At 67.4% G+C, this 25,277-nt stretch carries 19 protein-coding genes; 16 read left to right on the forward strand and 3 right to left on the reverse strand.

What is annotated here, in order from left to right; translation table 11 throughout:
• The first annotated feature begins 48 nt into the window (after nucleotides 1–48).
• The 4 genes from AC3A5Z_RS00725 to lpdA all read left to right on the forward strand — a co-directional run bounded on the left by AC3A5Z_RS00725 (nucleotide 49) and on the right by lpdA (nucleotide 6,586).
• Nucleotides 49–3,012, forward strand: coding sequence for a 2-oxoglutarate dehydrogenase E1 component (locus AC3A5Z_RS00725; RefSeq protein WP_487517503.1), 2,964 nt, complete (start codon nucleotides 49–51; stop codon nucleotides 3,010–3,012).
• A 3-nt stretch (nucleotides 3,013–3,015) separates the two neighbouring features.
• Entirely contained in the window at nucleotides 3,016–4,536 is a 1,521-nt protein-coding gene (odhB, locus tag AC3A5Z_RS00730) for a 2-oxoglutarate dehydrogenase complex dihydrolipoyllysine-residue succinyltransferase (protein WP_487517504.1), read from the forward strand.
• Nucleotides 4,537–4,689: 153 nt separating this feature from the next.
• Nucleotides 4,690–5,085, forward strand: coding sequence for an MAPEG family protein (locus tag AC3A5Z_RS00735; protein WP_107664620.1), 396 nt, complete (start codon nucleotides 4,690–4,692; stop codon nucleotides 5,083–5,085).
• Between the two features lie 112 nt (nucleotides 5,086–5,197).
• Nucleotides 5,198–6,586 (forward strand): dihydrolipoyl dehydrogenase, encoded by a 1,389-nt coding sequence (gene lpdA / locus AC3A5Z_RS00740; protein ID WP_487517505.1) that lies wholly within the window; start codon nucleotides 5,198–5,200, stop codon nucleotides 6,584–6,586.
• Nucleotides 6,587–6,703: 117 nt separating this feature from the next.
• On the opposite strand, the gene AC3A5Z_RS00745 is transcribed toward lpdA, so the two are convergent.
• Nucleotides 6,704–8,665 carry a methylmalonyl-CoA mutase family protein gene (locus AC3A5Z_RS00745; protein WP_487517506.1) on the reverse strand — a complete coding sequence of 654 codons (1,962 nt, stop codon included), beginning with the start codon at nucleotides 8,663–8,665 and terminating at the stop codon, nucleotides 6,704–6,706.
• A 203-nt stretch (nucleotides 8,666–8,868) separates the two neighbouring features.
• On the opposite strand from AC3A5Z_RS00745, the gene AC3A5Z_RS00750 reads away from it, so the two are divergent.
• From AC3A5Z_RS00750 to AC3A5Z_RS00775, 6 genes are all read left to right on the forward strand, one after another.
• Entirely contained in the window at nucleotides 8,869–9,195 is a 327-nt protein-coding gene (locus AC3A5Z_RS00750; RefSeq protein WP_487517507.1) for a hypothetical protein, read from the forward strand.
• A 59-nt stretch (nucleotides 9,196–9,254) separates the two neighbouring features.
• Nucleotides 9,255–10,646 carry a 1-acyl-sn-glycerol-3-phosphate acyltransferase gene (locus AC3A5Z_RS00755; RefSeq protein ID WP_487517508.1) on the forward strand — a complete coding sequence of 464 codons (1,392 nt, stop codon included), beginning with the start codon at nucleotides 9,255–9,257 and terminating at the stop codon, nucleotides 10,644–10,646.
• A 113-nt stretch (nucleotides 10,647–10,759) separates the two neighbouring features.
• Nucleotides 10,760–12,052 (forward strand): crotonyl-CoA carboxylase/reductase, encoded by a 1,293-nt coding sequence (gene ccrA, locus AC3A5Z_RS00760; protein ID WP_487517509.1) that lies wholly within the window; start codon nucleotides 10,760–10,762, stop codon nucleotides 12,050–12,052.
• 150 nt (nucleotides 12,053–12,202) lie between these two features.
• Complete coding sequence (locus AC3A5Z_RS00765; RefSeq protein WP_487517510.1) at nucleotides 12,203–12,382, forward strand: hypothetical protein; 180 nt, start codon at nucleotides 12,203–12,205, stop codon at nucleotides 12,380–12,382.
• Between the two features lie 50 nt (nucleotides 12,383–12,432).
• Complete coding sequence (locus AC3A5Z_RS00770; protein WP_487517511.1) at nucleotides 12,433–13,983, forward strand: ATP-dependent DNA helicase; 1,551 nt, start codon at nucleotides 12,433–12,435, stop codon at nucleotides 13,981–13,983.
• A 58-nt stretch (nucleotides 13,984–14,041) separates the two neighbouring features.
• On the forward strand, nucleotides 14,042–14,278 hold the full coding sequence (locus tag AC3A5Z_RS00775; RefSeq protein ID WP_487517512.1) for an Lrp/AsnC ligand binding domain-containing protein: 237 nt from the start codon (nucleotides 14,042–14,044) through the stop codon (nucleotides 14,276–14,278).
• Nucleotides 14,279–14,281: 3 nt separating this feature from the next.
• Here the strand turns inward: AC3A5Z_RS00775 and AC3A5Z_RS00780 are convergent, their stop codons facing one another.
• Together AC3A5Z_RS00780 and AC3A5Z_RS00785 are read right to left on the reverse strand one after the other, a co-directional pair.
• Nucleotides 14,282–15,343 (reverse strand): quinone-dependent dihydroorotate dehydrogenase, encoded by a 1,062-nt coding sequence (locus tag AC3A5Z_RS00780; RefSeq protein ID WP_487517513.1) that lies wholly within the window; start codon nucleotides 15,341–15,343, stop codon nucleotides 14,282–14,284.
• A complete protein-coding gene (locus AC3A5Z_RS00785) occupies nucleotides 15,340–15,678 on the reverse strand; it encodes a DUF952 domain-containing protein (protein ID WP_487517514.1) in 339 nt (112 codons plus the stop codon). Before AC3A5Z_RS00785 ends, AC3A5Z_RS00780 begins: the two co-directional genes overlap by 4 nt.
• A 154-nt stretch (nucleotides 15,679–15,832) precedes the next feature.
• Between AC3A5Z_RS00785 and AC3A5Z_RS00790 the strand changes: the two genes are divergently transcribed.
• From AC3A5Z_RS00790 to AC3A5Z_RS00815, 6 genes are all read left to right on the forward strand, one after another.
• The gene (locus AC3A5Z_RS00790; RefSeq protein WP_487517515.1) at nucleotides 15,833–17,404 is read left to right on the forward strand and encodes a bifunctional metallophosphatase/5'-nucleotidase; all 1,572 of its coding nucleotides are present in this window, start codon (nucleotides 15,833–15,835) and stop codon (nucleotides 17,402–17,404) included.
• Nucleotides 17,405–17,564: 160 nt separating this feature from the next.
• Nucleotides 17,565–21,119: a PAS domain S-box protein gene (locus tag AC3A5Z_RS00795; RefSeq protein ID WP_487517516.1), complete on the forward strand. Its 3,555-nt coding sequence runs from the start codon at nucleotides 17,565–17,567 to the stop codon at nucleotides 21,117–21,119.
• A gap of 33 nt (nucleotides 21,120–21,152) precedes the next feature.
• Nucleotides 21,153–21,530 carry a response regulator gene (locus tag AC3A5Z_RS00800; protein ID WP_487517517.1) on the forward strand — a complete coding sequence of 126 codons (378 nt, stop codon included), beginning with the start codon at nucleotides 21,153–21,155 and terminating at the stop codon, nucleotides 21,528–21,530.
• A gap of 116 nt (nucleotides 21,531–21,646) precedes the next feature.
• Entirely contained in the window at nucleotides 21,647–22,603 is a 957-nt protein-coding gene (locus tag AC3A5Z_RS00805) for a response regulator (RefSeq protein WP_487517518.1), read from the forward strand.
• Nucleotides 22,603–22,914, forward strand: a complete 312-nt coding sequence (locus tag AC3A5Z_RS00810) for an Hpt domain-containing protein (RefSeq protein ID WP_487517519.1) — start codon at nucleotides 22,603–22,605, stop codon at nucleotides 22,912–22,914. Before AC3A5Z_RS00805 ends, AC3A5Z_RS00810 begins: the two co-directional genes overlap by 1 nt.
• Before the next feature lie 79 nt (nucleotides 22,915–22,993).
• Nucleotides 22,994–25,165, forward strand: coding sequence for a sensor histidine kinase (locus tag AC3A5Z_RS00815; protein WP_487518605.1), 2,172 nt, complete (start codon nucleotides 22,994–22,996; stop codon nucleotides 25,163–25,165).
• The last annotated feature ends 112 nt before the right edge of the window (nucleotides 25,166–25,277 follow it).

The raw sequence follows: 25,277 nt of genomic DNA on the forward strand, positions 1-25,277 counted from the left end.
CCCGCGCCACCCATCGTGGCGCGGGCTCGCAACCAGTCAGGTGCCGCCATGACGGAACATTCTCCCAACGACCAGTTCCACGCCTCGTCCTTCCTGCAGGGACAGAACGCCGAATACATCGACCAGCTGCAGGCGCGCTACGCCGCCGACCCGGCCTCGGTCGATGCGGGCTGGGCAGAGCTGTTCCGCAGCCTCGGCGACAGCGAGCTGGACGCCAAGCGCCAGGCGCAGGGCCCGAGCTGGGCACGCGCCGACTGGCCGCCGATGCCGGCCGATGATCTGACGGCGGCGATGACCGGCGAATGGCCGGCGGCACCGGCCAAGGACGCCAAGGCGGCGGGGGCGAAGATCGCCGCCAAGGCGCAGGAGAAGGGCGTCAGCCTGAGCGACGCGCAGGTGCAGCGCGCCGTGCTGGATTCGATCCGGGCGCTGATGATCATCCGTGCCTACCGGATCCGCGGCCATCTGGCTGCCGATCTCGATCCGCTCAAGATGCGCAACACCTCGAACCACCCGGAGCTCGACCCCAAGTCCTACGGGTTCACCGAGGCCGACATGGACCGGCCGATCTTCATCGATAATGTGCTGGGCCTGCAGGTCGCGTCCATGCGACAGATTATCGACATCGTGAAGCGCACCTATTGCGGCACCTTCGCGCTGCAATACATGCACATCTCCGACCCCGAGCAGGCCGCCTGGCTGAAAGAGCGGATCGAGGGTTTCGGCAAGGAGATCCAGTTCACCCGCGAGGGCCGCCGCGCCATCCTCAACAAGATGGTCGAGGCCGAGGGCTACGAGAAATTCCTGCATGTGAAATACATGGGGACCAAGCGCTTCGGTCTGGACGGCGGCGAGAGCCTGATCCCGGCGATGGAGCAGATCATCAAGCGCGGCGGCGCGCTGGGCGTGAAGGACATCGTCATCGGCATGCCGCACCGCGGCCGCCTGTCGGTGCTGGCCAATGTGATGATGAAGCCCTACCGCGCGATCTTCAACGAATTCCAGGGCGGCAGCTACAAGCCCGATGACGTCGACGGCTCCGGCGACGTGAAATACCACCTCGGCGCCTCGTCCGACCGCACCTTCGACGGCAACGAGGTCCACCTGTCGCTGACTGCCAACCCCTCGCACCTCGAGGCCGTGAACCCGGTCGTGCTGGGCAAGGTGCGCGCCAAGCAGGAGCAACTGGGCGACAAGACCCGCCATCAGGTGCTGCCGATCCTCTTGCACGGCGATGCGGCCTTTGCCGGGCAGGGCGTCGTGGCCGAGTGCTTCGGTCTCTCGGGCCTCGTCGGGCACCGCACCGGCGGCACGATCCATATCGTGGTGAACAACCAGATCGGCTTCACCACCTCGCCGTCCTTCTCGCGCTCCTCGCCCTATCCGACGGATATCGCGCTGATGGTGGAAGCGCCGATCTTCCACGTCAACGGCGACGACCCGGAGGCCGTGGTGCATGCCGCCAAGGTCGCGACCGAGTTCCGCCAGAAGTTCCACAAGGACGTGGTGCTGGACATCTTCTGCTACCGCCGCTTCGGTCACAACGAAGGCGACGAGCCGATGTTCACCAACCCGGCGATGTACACCTCGATCAAGAAGCACAAGACGACGCTGCAGCTCTATACCGAGCGGCTCGTGAAGGACGGGCTGATCCCTGAGGGTGAGATTGAGGACATGAAGGCGGCTTTCCAGGCCCGGCTGAACGAGGAGTTCGAGGCCGGCAAGGATTACAAGCCGAACAAGGCCGACTGGCTCGATGGCCGCTGGAAGCATCTCGACCGCAACAAGGACGAGTATCAGGCCGGCCAGACCGCCATCGCGCCGGAAACCATGGCCGAGATCGGCAAGGCGCTGACCCGCGCCCCGGAGGGCTTCGACCTGCACAAGACCGTGCAGCGCCAGCTCGACGGCAAGGCCAAGATGTTCGAGACCGGCAAGGGCTTCGACTGGGCCACCGCCGAGGCCCTGGCCTTCGGCGGCATGGTGACCGAGGGCTATCCGGTGCGTCTGTCGGGGCAGGATTGCACCCGCGGCACCTTCAGCCAGCGGCATTCGGCCTTCATCGACCAGTCGACCGAAGAACGCTACTACCCGCTGAACAACATCCGCGCCGGACAGTCGCGCTACGAGGTCATCGACTCGATGCTCTCGGAATATGCGGTGCTCGGCTTTGAATACGGCTATTCGTTGGCCGAGCCCAACGCGCTGGTGCTCTGGGAAGCGCAGTTCGGCGATTTCGCCAACGGCGCGCAGATCATGTTCGACCAGTTCGTGAACTCGGGCGAGTCGAAATGGCTGCGGATGTCGGGTCTCGTGGTGCTTCTGCCGCATGGCTACGAAGGGCAGGGGCCGGAGCATTCCTCCGCCCGTCTGGAACGCTTCCTGCAGATGTCGGCCAATGACAACTGGATCGTGGCGAACTGCTCGACCCCGGCGAACTACTTCCACATCCTGCGCCGGCAGATCCACCGCAACTTCCGCAAGCCGCTGATCCTGATGACGCCGAAGTCGCTGCTGCGGCATCCGCTCTGCGTCTCGAATGCCGAGGATTTCACCACGGGGTCGAGCTTCCACCGCGTCCTCTGGGACGACGCGCAGAAGGGTCATTCGGAAACCGTGCTGAAGCCGGATGCCGAGATCAAGCGCGTGGTGATCTGTTCGGGCAAGGTCTACTACGACCTGCTGGCCGAGCGCGACAAGCGCGGGCTCGACGACGTCTATCTGCTGCGGCTGGAGCAGTTCTATCCCTTCCCGGCGCTGAGCCTCGTGAAGGAGCTGGACCGCTTCAAGGGCGCCGACATCGTCTGGTGCCAGGAAGAGCCCAAGAACCAGGGCGGCTGGAGCTTCGTCGAGCCGAACCTCGAATGGGTGCTGACCCGGATCGGCGCCACGCATCACCGCGCGACCTATGCCGGTCGCGCCGCTTCCGCCTCGCCCGCCACGGGTCTCGCCAGCCGTCACAAGGCCGAGCAGGACGCGCTGGTGAACGATGCCCTGACGATCGGGGGCTGAGGCATGGCAACGGAAGTCCGGGTTCCCTCGCTGGGCGAAAGCGTCTCCGAGGCGACGGTCGCCACCTGGTTCAAGAAACCGGGTGACATCGTCGCTGTGGATGACATGCTCTGCGAGCTGGAAACCGACAAGGTGACGGTCGAGGTCCATGCCCCCGTGGCGGGGCGGCTCGATGAAATCGTGGCACCGGAGGGAACGACCGTCGGCGTCGCTGCCCTTCTGGCGCAAATTGGTGCGGCGGATGCCTCTGCGGCAGGCCCGTCGGACAAGGTGCAGAAAGTCGCCGAGGCCAAGGCCGGCGCGGGAGAGAGCAAGATGATCGACGTGATGGTGCCAGCGCTGGGAGAATCGGTGTCCGAGGCCACCGTATCGACCTGGTTCAAGAAGCCGGGCGAGACCGTGGCGCAGGACGAGATGCTGTGCGAGCTGGAGACCGACAAGGTCTCGGTCGAGGTTCCGGCCCCCGCCGCAGGCGTGCTGGCCGAGATCCTCGTGCCCGAGGGCACCACGGTCGCCGCCGGCGCGCGTCTGGCGCTGATCTCCACCGATGGCGCGGCCGCCGCTCCGGCGCCCGCCGCCAAGGCCGAACCGGCGCCTGAGGCCGCTCCGGCAGCCGCTGCGTCGAAGGACGTCGAGGATGCGCCCGCCGCCAAGAAGGCGATGGCCGAGGCCGGGATCAGCCGCGATGCCGTCACCGGCACCGGCCGCGACGGCCGGGTGATGAAGGAAGACGTGGCCAAGGCGGTCTCCGCCCCGGCAGCGGCTCCGGCCCCGGCGGCTGCGCCTGCGTCGATGCCGCGCCAGCCGGTGCCCGCCGATGACGCGGCGCGCGAGGAGCGGGTGAAGATGACCCGCCTGCGCCAGACCATCGCCCGCCGCCTGAAGGAGGCGCAGAACACCGCCGCCATGCTGACCACCTACAACGAGGTGGACATGTCGGCGGTCATGGGGCTGCGCAACGAATACAAGGACATGTTCGAGAAGAAGCATGGTGTGAAGCTCGGCTTCATGTCCTTCTTCGTGAAGGCCTGCACCCATGCGCTGAAGGAAGTGCCCGAGGTGAACGCCGAGATCGACGGCACCGACGTGGTCTACAAGAACTACGTCCACATGGGCGTCGCCGTCGGCACGCCCTCGGGTCTCGTGGTGCCGGTGGTGCGCGACGCCGACCAGATGAGCTTCTCGGCCATCGAGAAGAAGATCGGCGAGCTCGGCCTGCGCGCCCGCGACGGCAAGCTCAGCATGGCCGAGATGCAGGGCGGCAGCTTCACCATCTCGAACGGCGGCGTCTACGGTTCCTTGATGTCCTCGCCGATCCTGAACCCGCCGCAGTCGGGCATCCTCGGCATGCACAAGATCCAGGACCGCCCGGTGGTGGTCGGCGGGCAGATCGTCATCCGGCCGATGATGTATCTGGCGCTGAGCTACGATCACCGCATCGTCGACGGCAAGGGCGCCGTGACCTTCCTCGTCCGGGTGAAGGAAGCGCTGGAAGACCCGCGGCGTCTGTTGATGGATCTGTGACCCGGGTGGGGTGGAACCCCACCCTACGGCGGATCGGTGGGGTGGAACCCCACCCTGCGAGACGATGAACTGTGACGTGGGGTGGGGGAAACCATCACCCGACGTGACCGGAGGGCGCGGCGGCGCGCCCTTCTCCCGCCCCGGAGCCTGCGCATGACGCCCGAACTCACTGCCCTCGCCCTCGCCGGACTGCTGCAGGCCGCGACCTTCCTGCCCTTCTCGGTGCTGGCGAACATGGAGCTCGGGGCGAATTACACCACCAGCCCGCGCGACAAGCCGCCGGATGCGCCGCTGTCGACCCTGACGGGGCGGCTGCAGCGCACCATGAACAACACCTGGGAAGCGTTGATCCTGTTCACGCTGGCCGTCGTGGTGGTCACGCTCGGCGGGCAGTCGAGCGGCGTCACCGCCGCCTGCGGCTGGATCTTCCTCGCTGCCCGCCTGCTCTACATTCCGGCCTATGCCTTCGGCTGGCGCCCCTGGCGCTCGGTGATCTGGATGGTCGGCTTCACTGCAACCGTGGCGATGATCCTCGCCGCACTGATCTGAGTCCTGCGCCCTCACCTTGCCCAAATATCCTCGGGGGGCACGGGGGGCAGACAGCCCCCCGCCGCCCCGCCAGAGACCGGCAGGATCGTGGCGCGACAACCGGAGAACAAGAATGGCAATTTTCGATGTGATCGTGATCGGCGCCGGGCCCGGCGGCTATGTCTGCGCCATCCGCTGCGCCCAGCTCGGTCTGAAGACCGCCGTGGTCGAGGCGCGCGAGACGCTGGGGGGCACCTGTCTCAATGTCGGCTGCATCCCCTCGAAGGCGCTGCTGAACGCCACGCATCACCTGCACGAGGTGCATGAGAATTTCGAAAAGATGGGCCTGATGGGCGCCGCGCCCACGGTCGATTGGGCCAAGATGCAGGCCTACAAGCAGGATGTGGTGAACGGCAACACCAAGGGGATCGAGTTCCTGTTCAAGAAGAACAAGATCACCTGGCTGAAGGGCTTCGGCTCGATCCCCGAGGCGGGGAAGGTGAAGGTCGGCGACGAGGTCCACGAGGCGAAGTCGATCGTCATCGCCACCGGCTCCGAGCCGGCCTCGCTGCCCGGCGTGACGGTGGACGAGAAGACGGTCGTCACCTCGACCGGCGCGCTGGCGCTGGAGGCGATCCCCAAGACCATGGTGGTGATCGGCGCCGGGGTGATCGGGCTGGAGATGGGCTCGGTCTATGCCCGGCTCGGCACGAAGGTGACCGTGGTCGAATATCTCGACGCGATCCTGCCGGGGATGGATAGCGAGGTGGTGAAAAGCTTCCACAAGATCCTCGCGAAACAGGGGCTGAGCTTCGTGATGGGCGCTGCGGTCGAGGCGGTGACGGTCGAGGGCGGCAAGGCCAAGGTCGGCTACAAGCTGAAGAAGGACGGGTCGGCGGCAAGCATCGTGGCCGATGCGGTGCTGGTGGCGACCGGGCGCCGGCCCTTCACCGAGGGGCTGGGGCTGGAGACGCTGGGCGTCGAGATGCTGCCGCGCGGCATGGTAAAGATCGATGGGCATTTCCAGACCTCGGCTCCAGGGGTCTATGCCATCGGCGACTGCGTGCCGGGGCCGATGCTGGCTCACAAGGCCGAGGACGAGGGCATGGCGGTGGCCGAGGTGCTGGCCGGCAAGCACGGCCATGTGAACTACGGCGTCATCCCGGGCGTGGTCTATACCACGCCGGAAGTGGCGAGCGTCGGCGTGACCGAGGAGATGCTGAAGGAGCAGGGCCGGGCCTACAAGGTTGGCAAGTTCCCCTTCATGGGCAATGCCCGCGCCAAGGCGGTGTTCCAGGCCGAGGGCTTCGTGAAGATCCTCGCCGACAAGGAGACGGACCGCATCCTCGGCTGCCACATCATCGGGCCGGGGGCGGGCGATCTGATCCACGAGGTCTGCGTGGCGATGGAATTCGGCGCCTCGGCGCAGGATCTGGCGCTGACCTGCCATGCGCATCCGACCTATTCCGAGGCGGTGCGCGAGGCGGCGCTGGCCTGCGGCGACGGCGCGATCCACGCCTGAACCAGGCGGAGGCGTCCGGTCTGGCGACCGGCCGCCGCTGCTTTTGCCTCGCAGCCCGCCGCCGGCGGGCTGCTCAGGCGCGCTCCGCGCGGGAGCATCTCTGCCAAGAAGACGCCCTCAGGCGGCGGCGACCGCCTCGGGATCGACGAGGCCGACGATGTCGAGCATGATGCGGTTCAACTCGAAATCCTTCGGCGTGTAGACTGCCGCCACGCCGAGGGCGCGCAGGCGGGCGGCGTCCTCTTCGGGGATGATGCCGCCGATCACCAGCGGCGCCTCGATCCCCTCGCGGCGCATCCGCTCCAGCACTTCGGCCACCAGCGACATATGCGAGCCCGAGAGGATCGACAGGCCGATGACATGGGCCTGCTGTTCGATCGCCGCCGCGACGATCTCGGCCGGGGTGAGGCGGATGCCCTCGTAATGGATCTCCATGCCGCAGTCGCGGGCGCGGGCAGCGATCTGCTCGGCGCCGTTGGAATGGCCATCGAGCCCGGGTTTGCCGACGAGGAAGCTGAGCGGGCGGCCGAGCCGGGCCGAGACCTGCTGCACCGCTGCGCGGATCGGCTCCAGCCCCTCGGTGCGGTTGGAGCGGTTCTTCGAGACGCCGGTGGGGGCGCGGTATTCGCCGAAGGCGCGGCGGATCGTTCTGCCCCATTCGCCGGTGGTGACGCCCGCCTTCGCCGCCGCGATCGAGGCGGGCATGATGTTGGCGCCGCTGGCGGCATCGCGGCGCAGCGCGGCGAGGGCCGCGGCCACGGCGGCGGGGTCGCGGCTGGCGCGCCATTGGTCGAGGCGGGCGATCTGGTCGGCCTCGGCATCGGGGTCGGCCAGCATGATCGCGCCATCGCCGGCAGTGAGCGGCGAGGGGGCGGCCTCGGTCCAGCGGTTGACGCCGACGACGGTGGTCTCGCCCGATTCGACGCGGGCGATGCGCTCGGCATTGGCCTCGACCAGACGGCCCTTCATGTAATCGATGGCGGCGACCGCGCCGCCCATCGCGTCGATCTGCGCGAGCTCGGTCCGGGCGCCCTGTTTCAGCGCCTCGACCTTGCGATCGATGGCGGGGTTGCCGTCGAAGAGGTCGTCGTATTCCAGCAGGTCGGACTCGTAGGCGAGGATCTGCTGCATCCGCAGCGACCATTGCTGATCCCAGGGCCGGGGCAGGCCGAGCGCCTCGTTCCAGGCCGGAAGCTGGACGGCGCGGGCGCGGGCCCTCTTCGACAGGGTCACGGCCAGCATCTCGATCAGGATGCGGTAGACGTTGTTTTCCGGCTGCTGCTCGGTGAGACCCAGTGAGTTCACCTGCACGCCGTAGCGGAAGCGGCGGTATTTTTCCTCGGTGACGCCGTAGCGGTCGCGGCAGATCTCGTCCCAGAGATCGACGAAGGCGCGCATCTTGCACATCTCGGTCACGAAGCGGATGCCGGCGTTGACGAAGAAGGAGATGCGACCGACCATGTTGGGGAAGTCGGCGGGGGGCACCTTGGCCTTGAGATCGTCGAGCACGGCGCAAGCGGTGGCGAGGGCGAAGGCCAGCTCCTGTTCCGGCGTCGCGCCGGCCTCCTGCAGGTGGTAGGAGCAGACGTTCATCGGGTTCCATTTCGGCAGATGCGTCCGGGTGTAGGCGGCGACATCGGTGATCATCCGCAGCGAGGCCTTCGGCGGGCAGATATAGGTGCCGCGCGAAAGATATTCCTTGATGATGTCGTTCTGCACCGTGCCCTGCAGCGCCGCGACCTCGGCGCCCTGTTCCTCGGCCACGGCGATATAGAGCGCCAGGAGCCAGGGCGCGGTGGCGTTGATCGTCATCGAGGTGTTCATCCGGTCGAGCGGGATGTCCGCGAACAGCGCGCGCATGTCGCCCAGATGCGCCACCGGCACGCCGACCTTGCCGACCTCGCCGCGCGCCAGTTCATGATCGCTGTCATAGCCGGTCTGGGTCGGCAGGTCGAAGGCGACGGAAAGCCCTGTCTGCCCCTTGGCGAGGTTGGTGCGGTAGAGCGCATTGGAGGCGGTGGCGGTGGAGTGCCCGGCATAGGTGCGGAACAGCCACGGGCTTTCCTTGGCGTTGGTCATCGGACTCTCCTGACTCGGCCTGCAACTTAATTGCGACAGTTACGGCTTAATGGAAAGATAATGTCCCTGTCAATTCGCTGCATCGCGGCATCGGCGGCCTGTCGTGGCGACAAGTTGGCCACTTGCGGCCTCGGGCGGATCACGCGAGCGTGAGGGTGGGCGCGGTCCGTTGCCGCGCCGTTCACCCGTGCCGGAGGTTTTCCATGCTCTACCGTTCGCTTGCCCTGTCGCTAGCCGTCGCCAGCGCGCTTACCACCGATCCCGCTGCCGCCGCCGACCGGCGGGTGCGGATCGTCAACAACACCGGCTTCACGATGGTGGAGTTCTACGGCTCCAACAAAGGCTCGCAATCCTGGGAGGAGGATATCCTCGGCGCGGATGTGCTGGAGGACGGTCAGTCGGTGGTGGTGAACTTCGACGACGCCACGGGCTACTGCAAGTTCGACTTCCGCGCGGTGTTCAACGATGGCGAAGAGGTGGTCGAGGCCGGGGTGAACGTGTGCGAAATCGGCACCTTCACCTTCAACTGACGCCGCCGCAGCAGCGGCGCGGGATTTACCTTGCGAGGTGCATTGCCTAATCTCGTGGCATGACGCGCACCGTAGAACTTCCGGTCTGGCTTCTGGTTCTGGTGCTTGGATTCGCCGGGATCGCTGCGCTTGACCGGGTGCTGGCGCCGTCGGTGCGCTGGTTCCTGCGGCGGCGGATGGAGCGGCTGGTGGCGCGGCTCAACCTGCGGCTGGAGCGGCCGATCCAGCCGTTCCGGCTGATGCGGCGGCAGGACATGATCGTGCGGCTGGTGCATGACCCCAAGGTGATGCAGGGCGTGGTGGATTACGCGCATCAGAACGGCGTGCCCGAGAGCGTCGCCTTCGAGACGGCGCGGACCTATGCGCGGGAGATCGTGCCCGCCTTTTCGGCCTCGGTCTATTTCGGCTTTGCCACGCGGGCGGCGCGGCGGATCAGCCGGGCGCTCTACCGGGTCAGGATCGGGCGGATCGACGGGCAGCTGGCGCATATCGACCGGCAGGCGACGGTGATCTTCGTGATGAACCATCGCAGCAACATGGATTACGTGCTGGTGACATGGCTCGTCGCCGGGCGCTCGGCCTTGTCCTATGCGGTGGGGGAATGGGCGCGGGTCTGGCCGCTGAGCCGGCTGTTCCGGGCGATGGGGGCCTATTTCATCCGCCGCAGCTCGCGCAACATGCTCTATCGCCGCGTGTTGGCGCGCTATGTGCAGATGGTGACGGCCGAAGGCGTGACGCAGGCGCTGTTCCCCGAGGGCGGGCTGTCGCTGGATGGGCGGGTCGGCGCGCCGCGGATGGGGCTCTTGAACTACATCGTGACCGATTTCGATCCGACCGGGCGGGACGTGATCTTCGTGCCCGTGGGCATCGCCTATGACCGGGTGCTGGAGGACCGGCTGCTGGTCGAGGCGGCGCGGTCGGGCGAGCGGAAATTCCGCGCCTCTCCGGCCAGCATCGCGGCTTTCATCGCGCGGATGACCTGGCGGGTGGTGCGGCGGCGCTTCCCGGGCTTCGGCTCGGCAGCGGTGGCCTTCGGCGCGCCGGTCTCGCTGCGCCGCTTCGTCGAGGAGACGGCAGACCCCACGACCGAGGCGCTGGGGGCGCGGCTGATGTCGGAGGTGGTGCTGACGCTGCCGATCCTGTCGGTGCCGCTGGTCGCGGCGGCGCTGGCGCAGGGGCCGGTGCTGCGCGGTGATCTGCCTGCGAAGCTGGAGGGCATGGCCTCGCAGCTCAGGCGCATGGGGGCGGTGATGAAGCTGCCGCCGCAGGGCGTGCCCGCGGCGATGGCCGAGGGGTTGCGGGCGCTGGAGGCGCGGGGAATCGTGGTCGAGGGGCCGTTCGGGCTGCATCCGCCCGCCGAAAAGGTGGATCTGCTGCTGTTCTACGCCGGCGCTGTGCTGCAGCGACTGGAAGTTGCAGGGGAGGAAGTTGCTGCAACGCGGCGGACATAAAATTACAAAATTTGACGCATAAGTATTGCAATCTTACGCGGCCAAACGTATCTCATCGGTCAGCGCCGGACGATTCTGCGTCGCGGCAATCACGCCTGACTCAAGGAGGCACCATGGCCCTCGACGTGCAGACTGATATCGTCGCTTACGACGCCCCGAAGAAAGACCTCTATGCGGTGGGCGAGATGCCCCCGCTCGGCCATGTCCCGGCGCGCATGTACGCTTGGGCGATCCGGCGCGAGCGGCACGGCGAGCCAGAGACCGCGATGCAGGTCGAGGTGGTCGACACGCCGGCCATCGACAGCCATGAGGTGCTGGTGCTCGTCATGGCCGCGGGGGTGAATTACAACGGCATCTGGGCCGCGCTCGGCATTCCGATCAGCCCCTTCGATGGCCACAAGGAGCCCTATCACATCGCCGGATCGGATGCCTCGGGCATCGTCTGGGCGGTGGGCGACAAGGTGAAGCGCTGGAAGGTCGGCGACGAGGTGGTGATCCACTGCAACCAGGACGACGGCGACGACGAGGAGTGCAACGGCGGCGACCCGATGTTCTCACCCACCCAGCGGATCTGGGGCTACGAGACTCCGGATGGCTCCTTCGCGCAGTTCACCCGGGTGCAGGCGCAGCAATTGATGCCGCGCCCGAAGCACCTGACCTGGGAGGAAAGCGCCTGCTACACGCTGACGCTGGCCACCGCCTATCGCATGCTCTTCGGCCATCGCCCGCATATCCTGAAGCCGGGTGACAATGTGCTGGTCTGGGGTGCCTCGGGCGGGCTCGGGTCCTACGCGATCCAGCTGATCAACGCGGCCGGGGCCAATGCGATCGGCGTGATCTCGGAAGAGGACAAGCGCGACTTCGTCATGGGGCTGGGCGCCAAGGGCGTCATCAACCGCAAGGACTTCAACTGCTGGGGCCAGATGCCCACGGTGAACACGCCGGAATATGCCGCCTGGTTCAAGGAGGCGCGCAAGTTCGGCGCGGCGATCTGGGCGATCACCGGCAAGGGCAACAACGTCGACATGGTGTTCGAACACCCCGGCGAGGCGACCTTCCCGGTCTCGGTCTTCGTGGTGAAGCGCGGCGGGATGGTGGTGATCTGCGCCGGGACCACCGGCTACAACCTCACCTTCGACGTGCGCTATCTGTGGATGCACCAGAAGCGGGTGCAGGGGTCGCATTTCGCCAACCTGAAACAGGCGGCGGCGGCGAACAAGCTGATGCTGGAGCGGCGGCTCGATCCCTGCATGTCGGAGGTCTTCCCCTGGGACGAGATTCCGGGCGCGCATATGAAGATGCGGCGCAACCAGCACAAGCCGGGCAACATGGCGGTGCTGGTGCAGGCGCCGGTGACCGGGCTGCGCACCTTCGAGGATACGCTCGAGGCCAGCCGGCGCGGCTGATCCCCTCCCGCCACGGGCTGCGGCCTCGTGGCGGGTTCTTGCTTGGCAGGGTGGGTCTTAGTGACGAACTGTTGACCTGATGCGCCTAACGTCACCTTCTGATGACGCTGGGCCTCGGGCCTTCACGTTCTTGCGGCCTGCGAGGGTGCCATGCAACACGACTGGATCTTCGACGTTTTGTGCGATCTGCGCACCTATGCCCAGCGCAACGCGCTTCCGGCATTGGCCGCTCAGGTCGATGCGGCGTTGCAGACCGCGCGGGCCGAGATTGCCGAACGGCTGGAGGGCGGGAACGAGGCCGCGGCGCCGCGCTCTGGCACCGACGGCTGAGCGAATCGGGCCGCTGGCCTATTCCGTCGCCCTTGGCTATGGTCGCCGCCATGCAGCCCTCCGCCCTTGTTTTCTCAGACGATCAGGCCGAAGCCTATGACCGCGTGGCCGATCAGCTGCGGGGCATGGGGATCGATCTGTCCAAGGGCACGGTGGTCCCGGCGGTGGAGGGGAAATCCTCCGTCCTCGCGGTGATCGGCAAGGCGGGGTCGGGCAAGACCATGCTGCTGGCCAGCCTCTACAAGGCCTTGCAGGAGGCCGGGCTGGATATCGTCTCGGGCGATTACGAGGGCAAGAAGCGCAAGGAGCGGCGGACGCTGGCGATCCTTGCGCCAACCAACAAGGCGGCGAGCGTGCTGCGCCTGCGCGGCGTGCCGGCGACGACGATCCACCGCATCCTCTACACCCCGGTCTACGATCCGCAATATGAGCGCATCGCCGAATGGCTGGCCGGCAACGGCAAGCGGCCCGAGGTGGAGGGGCTGACGGAAGTGGCGCTGGACCGGGCGAAGGCCTTCTACGATCAGGTGCCCTCGATCCCCGGTGCGCTGGCGGCGGCTGGCTTGCGCGGCTCGGATTTCATCAAGGGCTGGAAGCGGCGGGAAGAGCCGCTGGACGTGGGCTTCGTCGACGAATCCTCGATGCTCGACGAACGCCAGCTCGACGACCTGCGCGAGATATTCCCGACGCTGGTGCTGTTCGGCGATCCGGCGCAGCTGGCGCCGGTGGGGCAGAGCGGCCAGATGGTGTTCGACGGGCTGGGCGAGACGCGCAAGCTGATCCTGAGCCGCATCCACCGTCAGGCCGAAGACAACCCGATCCTCGATCTGGCCCACGCGCTGGCCGATCCCGATCTGGGCTTCGAGAGCTTCGAGCGGATGGTCGAGAAGGCCGCGGGGCGCGACGACCGGGTGCAGATGGCGCAGCGGGTCGATGCCGACCTGATGGCGCGCTCGCCGGTGCTGGTCTGGCGCAATGCGACCCGCATCCGGCTGATCACCGCCTTCCGCGCTGCGCAGGGCGCGCCGGAGACCGCGCTGATCCCGGGCGAGCCCCTGATCTGCGACGGGATCGAGCTGCCATTGAAGCACCGCAAGAAGCGCATCGATCTCGAGGCGCGGGGGCTGATCAAGGGCGCGCAGGTGATCTACCTCGGGCCGGGCAACCGCGACGGCTTCGCGCGCCTGCATGTGGTGGGGGCCGAGGATCCGCAGGTCTCGGCCGCCTCGATCATCAAGATCGAGAAGCCGGGCGAGGAGGAGCCGTTCATTCCCTCCGCCGCGCGGATGGGCGCGGCTTTCCTGCATGGGGCGGCGGTGACGATCCACAAGGCGCAGGGCTCGCAATGGGAGACGGTGCAGGTCTTCGCCCCCGATCTCTGGGCCGCCTCGCAGGCCGGACGGATGGAGGCGGGGGTGCCGCTGTGGAAGCGGCTGGCCTATGTGGCGATCACCCGCGCCGAAAAGCGGCTTTTGTGGGTGGTGCGCAACCGGCTGGCACTGCCGCAGACCGCGCTGGGGGTGGAGGACCTGCCGAAGGTCGCGCCGCGGCTGAAGCTGAAGCCCGAGGCCGAGCCCGAAGCGGATGCGGCTTCCGGCTGAGGCGTGACTTGGCCGCGGGGCCGGGCTAGAGTCGCCCGGTGTTTCAAGGAGCAAACCCATGCGCTGCGTCTTCGTCCAGTTCCGCTGCACCCCCGGCAAGACCTATGAGGTCGCCGATGCGATCTATGACCGCGAGGTGGTGTCGGAACTGTATTCGACCTCGGGCGAATACGATCTGATCGCCAAGGTCTATGTGCCCGCCGATCAGGATGTCGGGCGCTTCCTGTCGGACGCGCTCTTCGACATTCCGGGCATCGTGCGGACGCTGACCACGATGACCTTCAAGGCCTTCTGAGGCTCAGAGCCACTCGCCCCGCCCGCTGCCCACCGCCTCGGAGACCGAGGCGAAGCCGTCGCGCGCCAGAAGCCCGTCGAGTTCGCGCGCAATGCGGGCGGCGAGGGTGATGCCCTCGTAGACCATCGCGGTATAGAGCTGCACCGCCGAGGCCCCGGCGCGGATCTTGGCATAGGCCTGTTCTGCCGTGCCGATCCCGCCGACACCGACCAGCGGCAGGTTGCCAGCTGTCAACTGCGACAGCCGCGCCAGCACCCGGGTGGAGCGTTCGAAGAGCGGCGCGCCCGAGAGACCGCCGGTCTCGGCACGATGCGCGCTGCGCAGGCCGTCGCGCGACAGGGTGGTGTTGGTGGCGACGATGCCGGCGATGCGCGAGGCGGTGACCACCTCGACGATCTCGGCCAGGTCGTCGTCGGTCAGGTCGGGCGCGATCTTCAGGAAGATCGGGATCGGCCGCGCCAGCCGGTCATGCACCTCCATCACCGTGGCCAGCAGCGCCGTCAGCGCCGAGCGCCCCTGCAGGTCGCGCAGCCGCTCGGTGTTGGGCGAGGAGACGTTGACGGTGGCGAAATCGACATGCGGCCCGCAGGCGGCCAGCACGGCGGCGAAGTCGGCGGCGCGGTCGGCACTGTCTTTGTTGGCGCCGAGGTTGATGCCGATCGGCACCGGGCCCGAGGGCCGCATCGCCAGACGGGCGCAGATGGTGGCGGCGCCGTCGTTGTTGAAGCCGAAGCGGTTGATCGCGGCGCGATCCTCGGTCAGGCGGAAGAGCCGCGGCTTGGCGTTGCCCAACTGCGGGCGCGGCGTAGCGGCCCCCACCTCGAGAAAGCCGAAGCCCGCGCGCATCAGCGGGTCGATGGCGATGGCGTTCTTGTCATAGCCCGCAGCAAGACCCACGGGGTTGCCGAGCCGGATGCCGGCGAGGCTGGTGGCCAGACGGGGCGTGGCCACGCTGCCGGGCAGGGGCACCAGCCCGGCGCGCAGGGCGGAAAGGGACAGGCTGTGCGCCTGCTCCGGGTCAAGCCGGTGCAGCGCCGCGAGTCCCGCGCGTTCGACGATGTTCACCAAAGACCCTCGGGAAAGATGTGGCCGGTGGCCCCCAGCGGCAGGGACTTGTCCCAGACCACGTCGGCCAGCGTCAAAGGACGATAGAGATGCGGGAAGAGCTGCCCGCCGCGGGACGGTTCCCACTTCAGCGCCGGACCCAGATTTTCCGGGTTCAGCGCCACCAGAACCAGATCGCTCTCGCTGCCGAAATGCTTTGCCGCGGTCTCGGCCACCTGAGCGGCGGTGGAGGTGTGGATGTAGCCATCCGCCAGATCGACGGGGGCGCCTGCCGTCACTCCGGCGTCGCGGAAGGCATCCCATTCGGATCGGCGAAAAATCTTGAAGATCAGCATATCAGCCTCATGCACCCTGTCTCGGCGCCGGTCAATGGGCCCGTTTCGGTGGCAAGGCGGTTGCCGCAGCGGAAACTGCCGCCTTGGGCTTTGACAGAAGGCCGGATCGCACCGCACTCTCTGGCCCATCACGTTCAGAGCAGGAGCACTTTCCATGAAATCCAGACTTTTGGCTTCGGCAGCGATTCTGGCGATGTCGGCGGGCGCAGCCTCGGCCGATTTCTCGCTGACGATCCTGCACACCAACGATTTCCATGACCGGTTCGAGCCTGTCTCCGGCTCCGATTCGACCTGCTCGGTGGAGGACAACGCGGCGGGAGAGTGTTTCGGCGGCACGGCGCGGCTGGTGACGGCGGTGGCCGAGGCGCGGGCGGCCAAGGAGACGACGCTGCTGCTCGACGGCGGGGACCAGTTTCAGGGCACGCTGTTCTACACCTATTACAAGGGCAAGATGGCTGCCGAGTTCATGAACGGCCTCGGCTATGACGCGATGGCGGTGGGTAACCACGAGTTCGACAACGGGCCCGAGGTTCTGGCCGAATTCGCCGACCTGCTCGACGCGCCGCTCCTGATGGCCAATGCCGATCTGACCTCGGAGCCGCTGCTGAAGGACAAGATCGCCAAGTCGACCGTGATCGAGAAGGGCGGCGAGCAGATCGGCCTGATCGGCCTCACCCCGGTCGACAACCCCGAGCTGGCCAGCCCCGGCAAGAACATCGTCTTCACCGATCCGGTTCAGGCGGTGCAGGCCGAGGTCGATGCCCTCACCGGACAGGGGATCGACAAGATCATCCTGCTGTCGCATTCGGGCTACGGGGTGGACCAGAGGATCGCGGCTGAGACCACCGGGGTCGATGTGATCGTCGGGGGGCACAGCCACACGCTGCTGTCCAACAGCGCCGAAGGGGCGGAGGGCGCCTATCCGACCATGGCAGGCAAGACGCCGATCGTCTCGTCCTACGCCTATGGCAAGTATCTCGGCATGCTGGACGTGACCTTCGACGACGCGGGCGAGGTGATCGAGGCCACGGGCGAGCCGAGGCTGCTCGACGCCTCGGTGGCCGAGGACCAGCCGACGCTGGACCGGATCAAGGAACTGGCCGTGCCGCTGGAGGAGATCCGCAGCACGCTGGTGGCCGAGACCACCGAGGCCATCGACGGCAGCCGCGAGACCTGCCGCTCGCAGGAATGCCCGATGGGCAATCTGGTGGCCGATGCCATGCTCGACCGGGTGAAGGGGCAGGGGGTGCAGATCGCCTTCACCAACGGCGGCGGGCTGCGCGCCTCGATCGACGCGGGCCCGGTGACGATGGGCGAGGTGCTGACGGTGCTGCCGTTCCAGAACACGCTCTCGACCTTCCAGGTGACCGGGGCCGAGATGATCGGCGCACTGGAGAACGGCGTGAGCCAGCTCGAGGAGGGCGCCGGGCGGTTCCTGCAGGTGGCCGGGCTGAAATACACCTTCGATCCGGCGCAGCCGGCGGGCTCGCGGATTTCCGAGGTGATGGTGGCCGAGGGCGACAGCTTCGTGCCGATCGATCCGGACAAGACCTATGGCACGGTGTCGAACAACTATGTGCGGCAGGGCGGTGATGGCTTTGCCAGCCTCGTGGGGGCGGCCAATGCCTATGACTTCGGGCCGGATCTGGCCAATGTGACCGCCGATTACATGGCCGATGCCGGCACCTACACGCCGGTCACCGACGGGCGCATCACCCGGAAATGAGCCGTGCCGGGCGCGCCCTTCCGGGGCGCGTCCGGGTTTCGCAAAATTTTCATCGGAGGGCCTCCTTGCCCTAGTCTCGCCCCGGTTGGCGCGTAATCGGTCAATCCGAGAATTTGAAGGAGCGGGGCGCGTGGCCCGGCGGCTCCCACGGGTCGGGAAGATGAAGCATCTGGGATGGCGGGAAACGAGGTTCGAGCCGGGCGCTGCGCTCGTCTCCGGGCTGCTGCGCGCGCCTGTGGACGAGCTGCCGACCCGGATCGAGGCCGCGCTGGCGCTCTTGGGCGAGGAATGCGGCGCGGAACGGGTGCTGATCTGCGCGCTGGATGGCGCGGCGCAGCTGTGTCTGGCCTTCGGTTGGCCCGAAACGGCGCGCGTGCCGGTGAGCAGCTCGGCGTTGGAGCGGCACCGCCGCACGCTGGAGGCGGGCTCGCTTTGCCGTGACGGCAACGATCTGTTGCTGCCGCTGATCGCGGAGGGGCGGCTGATCGGCGTGCTGGCGCTGGGCGGGCTGGCGGCTTCTGCCGGACTCGATCTTCAGGCGGTGGCCGATGCCATCGCCAGCAGCCTGACGCGGCTTGCCGCCGAACTCGCCGTTCAATCGCTGGAGGTCGAACGCGCGGCACTCAACGCAGATCTGCGCCGCGTGCAGCAGGAGCGCGACGCCGCCCAGCGCCGGCTGGAGGATTTCTCCGCGGTCAGTGACGAGTGGCTTTGGGAGCTGGACGCCGATCTGCGCGACGTGCCCGTGGCGGCCTCGCCGGTGGGCCGCATTCTCTTCGACGGCTTCTCCTTCAGTGGCAAGCCGCTGGAAGCCATCGCCACCGATCTCGGCTGCGATCCCTACAGTGCCGAGTGGCGGGGGCTGTTCCGCAAGATGGAGGGGCGCGAACCGGTCGAGGGTTTCGTGCATTCGATGCGCGACCGGCGCGGCACTGAGCATGTGATCAGCGTCAGCGGCCGCCCGGTCTTCGACGAGGAGGGGCGCTTTGCCGGCTATCGCGGGGTCGGGATCAACATCACCGACCGGCTGCAGCGCGAAGGCACGGCCCGCGCCACCGCCAACCGGTTCGAGGCGACGCTGAACGCACTGCCCGACCTGCTGATCGAGGCCGATCATCAGGGCCGCTACACCCGCATCTATTCCGACGCGGGCTCCGCCGCCGAGCTGCACGACAGCGATTGCCTCGGCCGCTCCTTCGACGAGGCGCTGCCGCCCGAGATCGCCGCGACCTTTGCCGAGGCGATGCAGCTGATCGAGCGGACCGGCCGCGCCGAGACGCTGCGCTATCGCTGGGGCGGGGCCTGGCACGAGGTGTCCGGCGCCCGCCGGGTGCCGGAGACCCTTGGCGACCGGCCGGGCTTCGTCTTCCTCGTGCGGGACGTGACGGCGGACGAGGAGCAGAAGGAGCAGTTGCGGCTGCTGGGCAAGATCGTCGAGCTGATGACCAATCTCGTCGCCGTGGTCGATACCCGGCAATGCGTGGTCTGGGTGAACCCGGCCTTCGAGGCGCATACCGGCTACCGGCTTGAGGAGATCCGTGGCCTGCCGTTGGCCGATCTGACCCGCAGCGAGGCGACCGATGCCGCGACAGTGGCGATGATCAGCGAGACGATCTCGCGCGGGGAGGTCTGCCGGACCCAGATCCTGAACCGCGACAAGGTCGGGCGGCCCTACTGGATCGACCTCAACATCCATCCGCTGCGTGGTTCCGAGGATCAGATGCTGGGCTATGTCTCGGTCGAGACGGTGATCACCGAGCAGAAGCAGGCGCTTGCCGATCTGGAGGCGGCGCAGCAGCGGCTGGCGCGGATCGTCGAGGGGGCCGAGGTCGGGACATGGGAATGGTCGGCGCAGGGCGACAGCTTCACCATCGACGGTCGGCTGTGCGAGATGCTCGGCCATCGCCGCGAGGCGCTGGAGGTGATGACCGAAGCGCAGTTCCTGGATCTGGTCCATCCCGACGACCTGCCCGCGCTGCGCACGGCCAAGCGGATCGCGCTGGAAAGCGGCGGGCTGGCCACGGCGGAGGCGCGGTTCCGTCATCGCGACGGGCATTGGGTCTGGGTGCTGAGCCGGGGTCGCACGACGCGCTGGGCCCATGACCAGACTGCCGAGGCCATCGCCGGGGTGCATATCGACATCAGCGAGCGCAAGGATCTGGAACAGCGGGTGATCGCCGCGCGCAACTTCTTCTTCAACGCGATGGAGAACAGCATCGCCGCGATCACGGTGATGAACGCGCGGGGCGATCTGGTCTTCGCCAATTCCGAGGCTGAACGCATCCTCGGGCTGCCCCGGTCGGAGCTGATCGGCCGCGCCCACGGGGCGCCGGAGTGGCGGGCCACCCATCTCGACGGCACGCCGCTGACCGAGAACAACTCGCCCTTCTATCTGGCGATGCGGACGGGCGAGCCGGTGCGCTCGTTCCGCCATGCGATCGCGCTGCCGGACGGGCGGACGCGCATCCTGTCGGTGAATGCCGTGCCCATGCACGAGGACAACGAGCGGCAGGTGCTCTGCTCCTTCACCGACATCACCGACCAGCTGGCGACCCTCGAGCAGATCCGCGAGGCGCTGTCGCGCGCCGAAGAGGCGAGCCGGTCGAAATCGCTGTTCCTTGCCAACATGAGCCACGAGATCCGCACCCCGCTGAACGGCGTGCTGGGCATGGCCGAGCTGCTCGAGGGCAGTCTGACCGAGCCGAGACAGAAACTGATGATCAACACCATCCGCAATTCCGGCGAGACGCTGCTGAGCATCCTGAACAACATTCTGGACATGTCGAAGATCGAGGCCGGCAAGTTCGATCTGGAGCAGGTCCCCTTCACCCCCGCGGATCTCGCCCGGCAGATCGAGGCGGTCTATGCGATGAAGGCCGAGGAGAAGGGCCTGCAGTTCGAGGTGCTGATCGGGCTCGGCGGCGAGGCGGGGCGGCTGGGCGACCCGCACCGCATCCTGCAGATCCTGCACAACCTGATGAGCAATGCGGTGAAGTTCACCGATGCGGGCCGGGTGACGATGCGCCTGACCTGCCGCCCCGGAAAGCCCCTGGCGGTCGAGGTCTCGGACAGTGGCATCGGCATGACCGAGGATCAGGCGGCGCGGGTGTTCGACAGCTTCGATCAGGCCGATGGCAGCGTGACGCGGCGCTTCGGCGGCACCGGGCTCGGCATGGCGATCGTGCGGCAGCTGGTGACGCTGATGGGCGGCGAGATCTCGGTGAGCAGCGCCCTGGGGCAGGGCACGACGGTGCGGGTCAGCCTGCCCCTGCCGGATGCGCTGCACAGCTCCCCCGCCATCCTCGCGCCACCACCCGGGGCGGAGCCGAGCTTTGCCGGTCGGCGCCTGTTGATCGCCGATGACAGCGCCACCAACCGGCTGGTGCTGAAGGAGATGCTGGCCGATACCGGCGCCCGCATCACGCTGGTCGAAGACGGGCATCAGGCAGTCACCGCCTGGGAGGAGGGGGGCTTCGACCTGCTGCTGCTCGATATCTCCATGCCGGTGATGGACGGGCTGACCGCGCTGAAGCAGATCCGCGAGCGCGAGGCGCTGAAAGGCGCAGCGCCGGTTCCGGCGGTGGCGGTGACGGCGAATGCCATGGCGCATCAGGTGGCCGATTACATCGTCGGCGGCTTCGACACGCATCTGGCCAAGCCCTTCCGCAGGCAGGAACTGTTGCATGCGATCTCGACCCTGCTCGCCCGAGCCTGACCCTGCCTCATCCGCGTCCGAGAGGAGACAGCGATGCCGAACCCACCGCGCCCGTTTCGCATCCTCCTAGCCGAGGATGACGAGATCAACCGGCTGATCGTCGTCTCGATGCTCGCCGCTCGGTCCGATCTCGATCTGGTCGTGGTGAATGACGGGCGTTCGGCGCTGGAGCGGGCGGTGAGCGAGCGGTTCGACCTGCTGATCCTCGACCAGCAGATGCCGCATCTGACCGGCGAGCGGGTGATCCGCTCGCTGAAGGCCAGCCGCACGCCGAACAGCGACACACCGATGCTGCTGATCACCGCCTCTGTCGACGTGCTCGCAGGCATCGGTCTTGCCGACGAGACGATGGAGAAGCCGCTGGGCACGACCGCGCTGTTGCAGGCGATCAACCGGCTGACCGCGCGCTAGGGCCGCTGTCATCTCTGCTTCAATAATTGTCAATTTGAGACAAAGTTTCGCCATCATCGAAGGGCCATTCTCAGCCTCAGGTTGAGTGCAGTCACGGTCGGGACACTGGAGGTTCGATGGCGGTCATGCGGATTCTGGCAGTCGACGATGATCCGGTGTTTCTCATGCTTCTGCAGCATGTTCTGGGTCGTATCGGCTATGACGACGTGCAGGGCGCCGGCACGGCGGCCGAGGCGCTGCAGGTCCTGCAGGGCGAGGATGCCTTCGACTGCATCCTGCTCGACATCGACCTTCCGACGGTGGACGGCGTGCAGCTCTGCCGCCGCATCCGGCAGATGCCGGATTATGCCAGCGTGCCGATCCTGATGATCAGCAACGCACATGCCGCCTCGGTCATCGAACAGGCCTTCGCGGCCGGGGCGAGCGACTATTTCACCAAGCCGCTCGACGATCTGGAGCTGCGCGCCCGCATCGGCATGACCGCGCGGCTGGTCGACGAGCGGCGTCGGCGCGACGTGCTTGCCGGGCGGGTGAACGTGCAGCTCGGCCTGCCGGCACAGCCGATCCGCTTCGGCGATCCCTTCGCGGTGAAGGACGTGCCCGGGGTGGTGGAGTATCAGGCGTTGGAGAATTACGTGACCGCGCTGGGCCGGTCCAAGCTGCACGGCCATGCTGCCATCGCCTTCCGCATCGGCAATGCCGAGGACATCTTCGCCGTATCCGACGCGATCAGCTATTCCGACGTCCTGACCCATGTCGCCTCGATCATCACCGGGTTGCTCAAGGATCAGGATTTCCTGATCGCCCATGCCGGGCGCGGCGAGTTCGTCTGCATCACGGCGCGCCATGCTCCGTTGCAGGCGCATGTGCTGGCGCAGGACATCGCCGTGCGGCTGGCGGACCGGGCGCGGATCTACATGCAGCTCGGCGTGCCCCGTCCGATCCTGCAGGTCGGCGATCCGATGACCATCGGCTTCTTCAGCCGCACCGCACCGACCGAACTTCTGGGCCGGGCGCGTCAGGCGCTGCGCAACGCCGCGCAGCGCCAGAGCCACGGCGAAGTGGTGGTGTGATGGCGCCGGAAGATGCGCTCGAACCCGTGCGGTTGCGTTTCCGTCAGGTGACGGCAGAGCGTCTGGCGCTGGTCGAGACGCATTGCGAGGGCCCGCGCGATGCCGAGGCGCTGCGCGAGATCGGCCGGATCGCCCATATGACCGCCGGTGTCGCCTCGACGCTCGGCTATGCCGCGCTCGGCCGGGTGTCGAGCGAGGTGGCCACGCGGCTGCACCGACAACGCTCGCGCGACTGGCGCGCGGTGGAGCCGCAGGTGCGCCAGATGATGCTGGCGATGCGCGCCACGGTGGCCCCGCTCGGGGTAAAGTGAGCCGGCCCATGCCCTTCGTCCTCCCGTCCTGCTGCCCCCTCGCCGGCGCAGCGCCGATCCGGTGCGTGTCGTGGCGCTGATGCACTGCGTCCTGCCCGGCTCGCTGGACATGGCGGCGCTGCTGGCGTTGCTGATCTGGACGGCGCTGGCCATCGAGACCTACTGGGTGCACCGGCAGGCGCAGTTCTTCGGCAAGTGCTGGTTCATGATCGCCCATGTGGCGATGCTGGGCTGGCTCGGCGCCGCGACGATGGAGCTCGTCTCGGTCACCGAGGGCTGCAAGCTGTTCTGGGGCGAGGTGATGTGGCCGGCGATCATGCTGCTGCCGACGGCCTGGGCCTTCTTCCTGCTCGACTATTCCTTCGTGCGGCGCTCGTCGAATGCCTCGTGGAAGATCACGCTGCTGATCGGCGGGGCGGTGGTGGTGGCGGTGATGCTGGCGACCAACCCGCTGCACCGCCTGTTCTACACCGCGACCGAGCTGGCGATCGTCGACGGGCGCCCCTCCATCGTCTACGAGCGCGGGCCGATGTTCGTGGTGGTGGCGCTCTATCTCTACCTGTTCCTCATCGGCGGCATCCTCGTGTCAGTGCTGGGGGTGGCGCGGGCCAATCCGCGCTACCGCCCGTTCTACCTCGGGCTTCTGGCAATCACGACGGTGCCGATGCTGGGCAACGTGGCCTACCTGGCCTTCGGCGTCACCGTCTTCGGCTTCGACCCGACCCCCTATCTTTTTTCCTTCGTGCTGCTGACCTTCACCTGGATGATCTTCAACAACCGGCTGATGGACATCACCACCGTCGCCAATGACCTCTTGTTCTACAACACAGTCGATCCGATCATCGTCTTCGACACCGAGGGCTGTCTCGCGGGCCTGAACCCCGAGGCGCAGCGGCTGTTCCACCGCAGGCTGCCGGGGCTCGGCGGCGATCTCAGGGCGGCGGCGCATATCGGCGAGGTGGTGCGGCAGGTCATCGCCGGGCACGCGCGACAGGCGGCAGCGTCGATCAGCATCGGCAGCCGCCACTTCGACCTGCGGCTCTTGCCGATCGAAAAGCCGCTGGACCGCTCGCGCTCGGCGATGGGCTGGGTTCTGGTGATGAACGACGCCACCGAGCGGCGTTTTCTCAGCGATCAGCTGATGGCCGAGCGCGACTATCTGAGCAAGCTGATGGACACCAGCATCTCGGGCATCGTCGCCCTCGATGACGCGGGGCGCTTCGTCTATGCCAACCGCGAGGCCGAGAGCATCTTCGGCGTTCCGCAAAGCGCGCTCGGGCGGCTCTGCTACGACGATCCGCAATTCGCGGCCGAGGGGGACAGCCCGGTGGAGCATGCCTTTCCCGCGCTGCGGCACTTGACGCTGTCGGCGGCGCCCGAGCGGAACCGCCGCTTCGCCCTGCGGCGGGCGGACGGGGCGGTGCGGGTGGTCTCGGTGAACACCGCGCCGATCAGCCATCCCAACCGCGCCGCCGTCGTGGTGCTGGCGGTCGCCGACATCACCGAGCAGGTCGCCGCCGAATGCGAGCTGCGCCGCGCCGCCGAACGGGCCGAGGCGGTCAGCCGGATCAAGTCGCAGTTCCTCGCCAACATGAGCCACGAGATCCGCACGCCGCTGAACGGGGTACTGGGCATGGCCGAGGTGCTCGACCGGGCGGTGACCGACGCCGAGCACAAGCGCATGGTGACCACGATCCGCCGCTCGGGAGAGGTGCTGCTGACCATCCTGAACGACGTGCTCGACATGTCGAAGATCGAGGCGGGCAAGATGGAGCTGGAGCATGTCGACTTCCGCCCCGACGAGCTGGCGCTGCGGCTGGACGAGATGCATTGCCAGATGGCCGAGGAGAAGGGGCTGGCGCTGGAGGTCTATACCAGCGTCGGCGCCGAGGTGCCGCGCACCGGCGATCCGCTCAGGATCATGCAGATCCTGCAGAACCTTGTCAGCAATGCGGTGAAATTCACCGAGGCGGGCGAGGTCGTCGTCACCTTCTCCTGCCCGCGCGGCGCGCCGATGACCATCGAGGTGCGCGACACCGGCATCGGCATGACCGAAGCGCAGTCGGAGCGGATCTTCGACGAGTTCGAGCAGGCCGACGGCAGCGTGACCCGGCGTTTCGGCGGCACCGGGCTCGGCATGGCGATCGTGCGGCGGCTGGTCGAGGGGATGGGCGGCAGCATCGCCATCGACAGTGCGCCGGGGCTCGGCACGACCGCCCGGGTGATCTTGCCGCTGCCCGAGGCCGCCTGAGGCCAACGCACAGGAATTCAGCAGCACCCCGCGCATCGCCCTTTCCTGCAGCGGATGCGGGCGAATGGGCATGGCGCGACCGTCGTTTCTGTGAAACCGTCGAGGTTGAAGC

It is taken from the genome of Cereibacter sp. Soil_C_27, assembly GCF_057657095.1.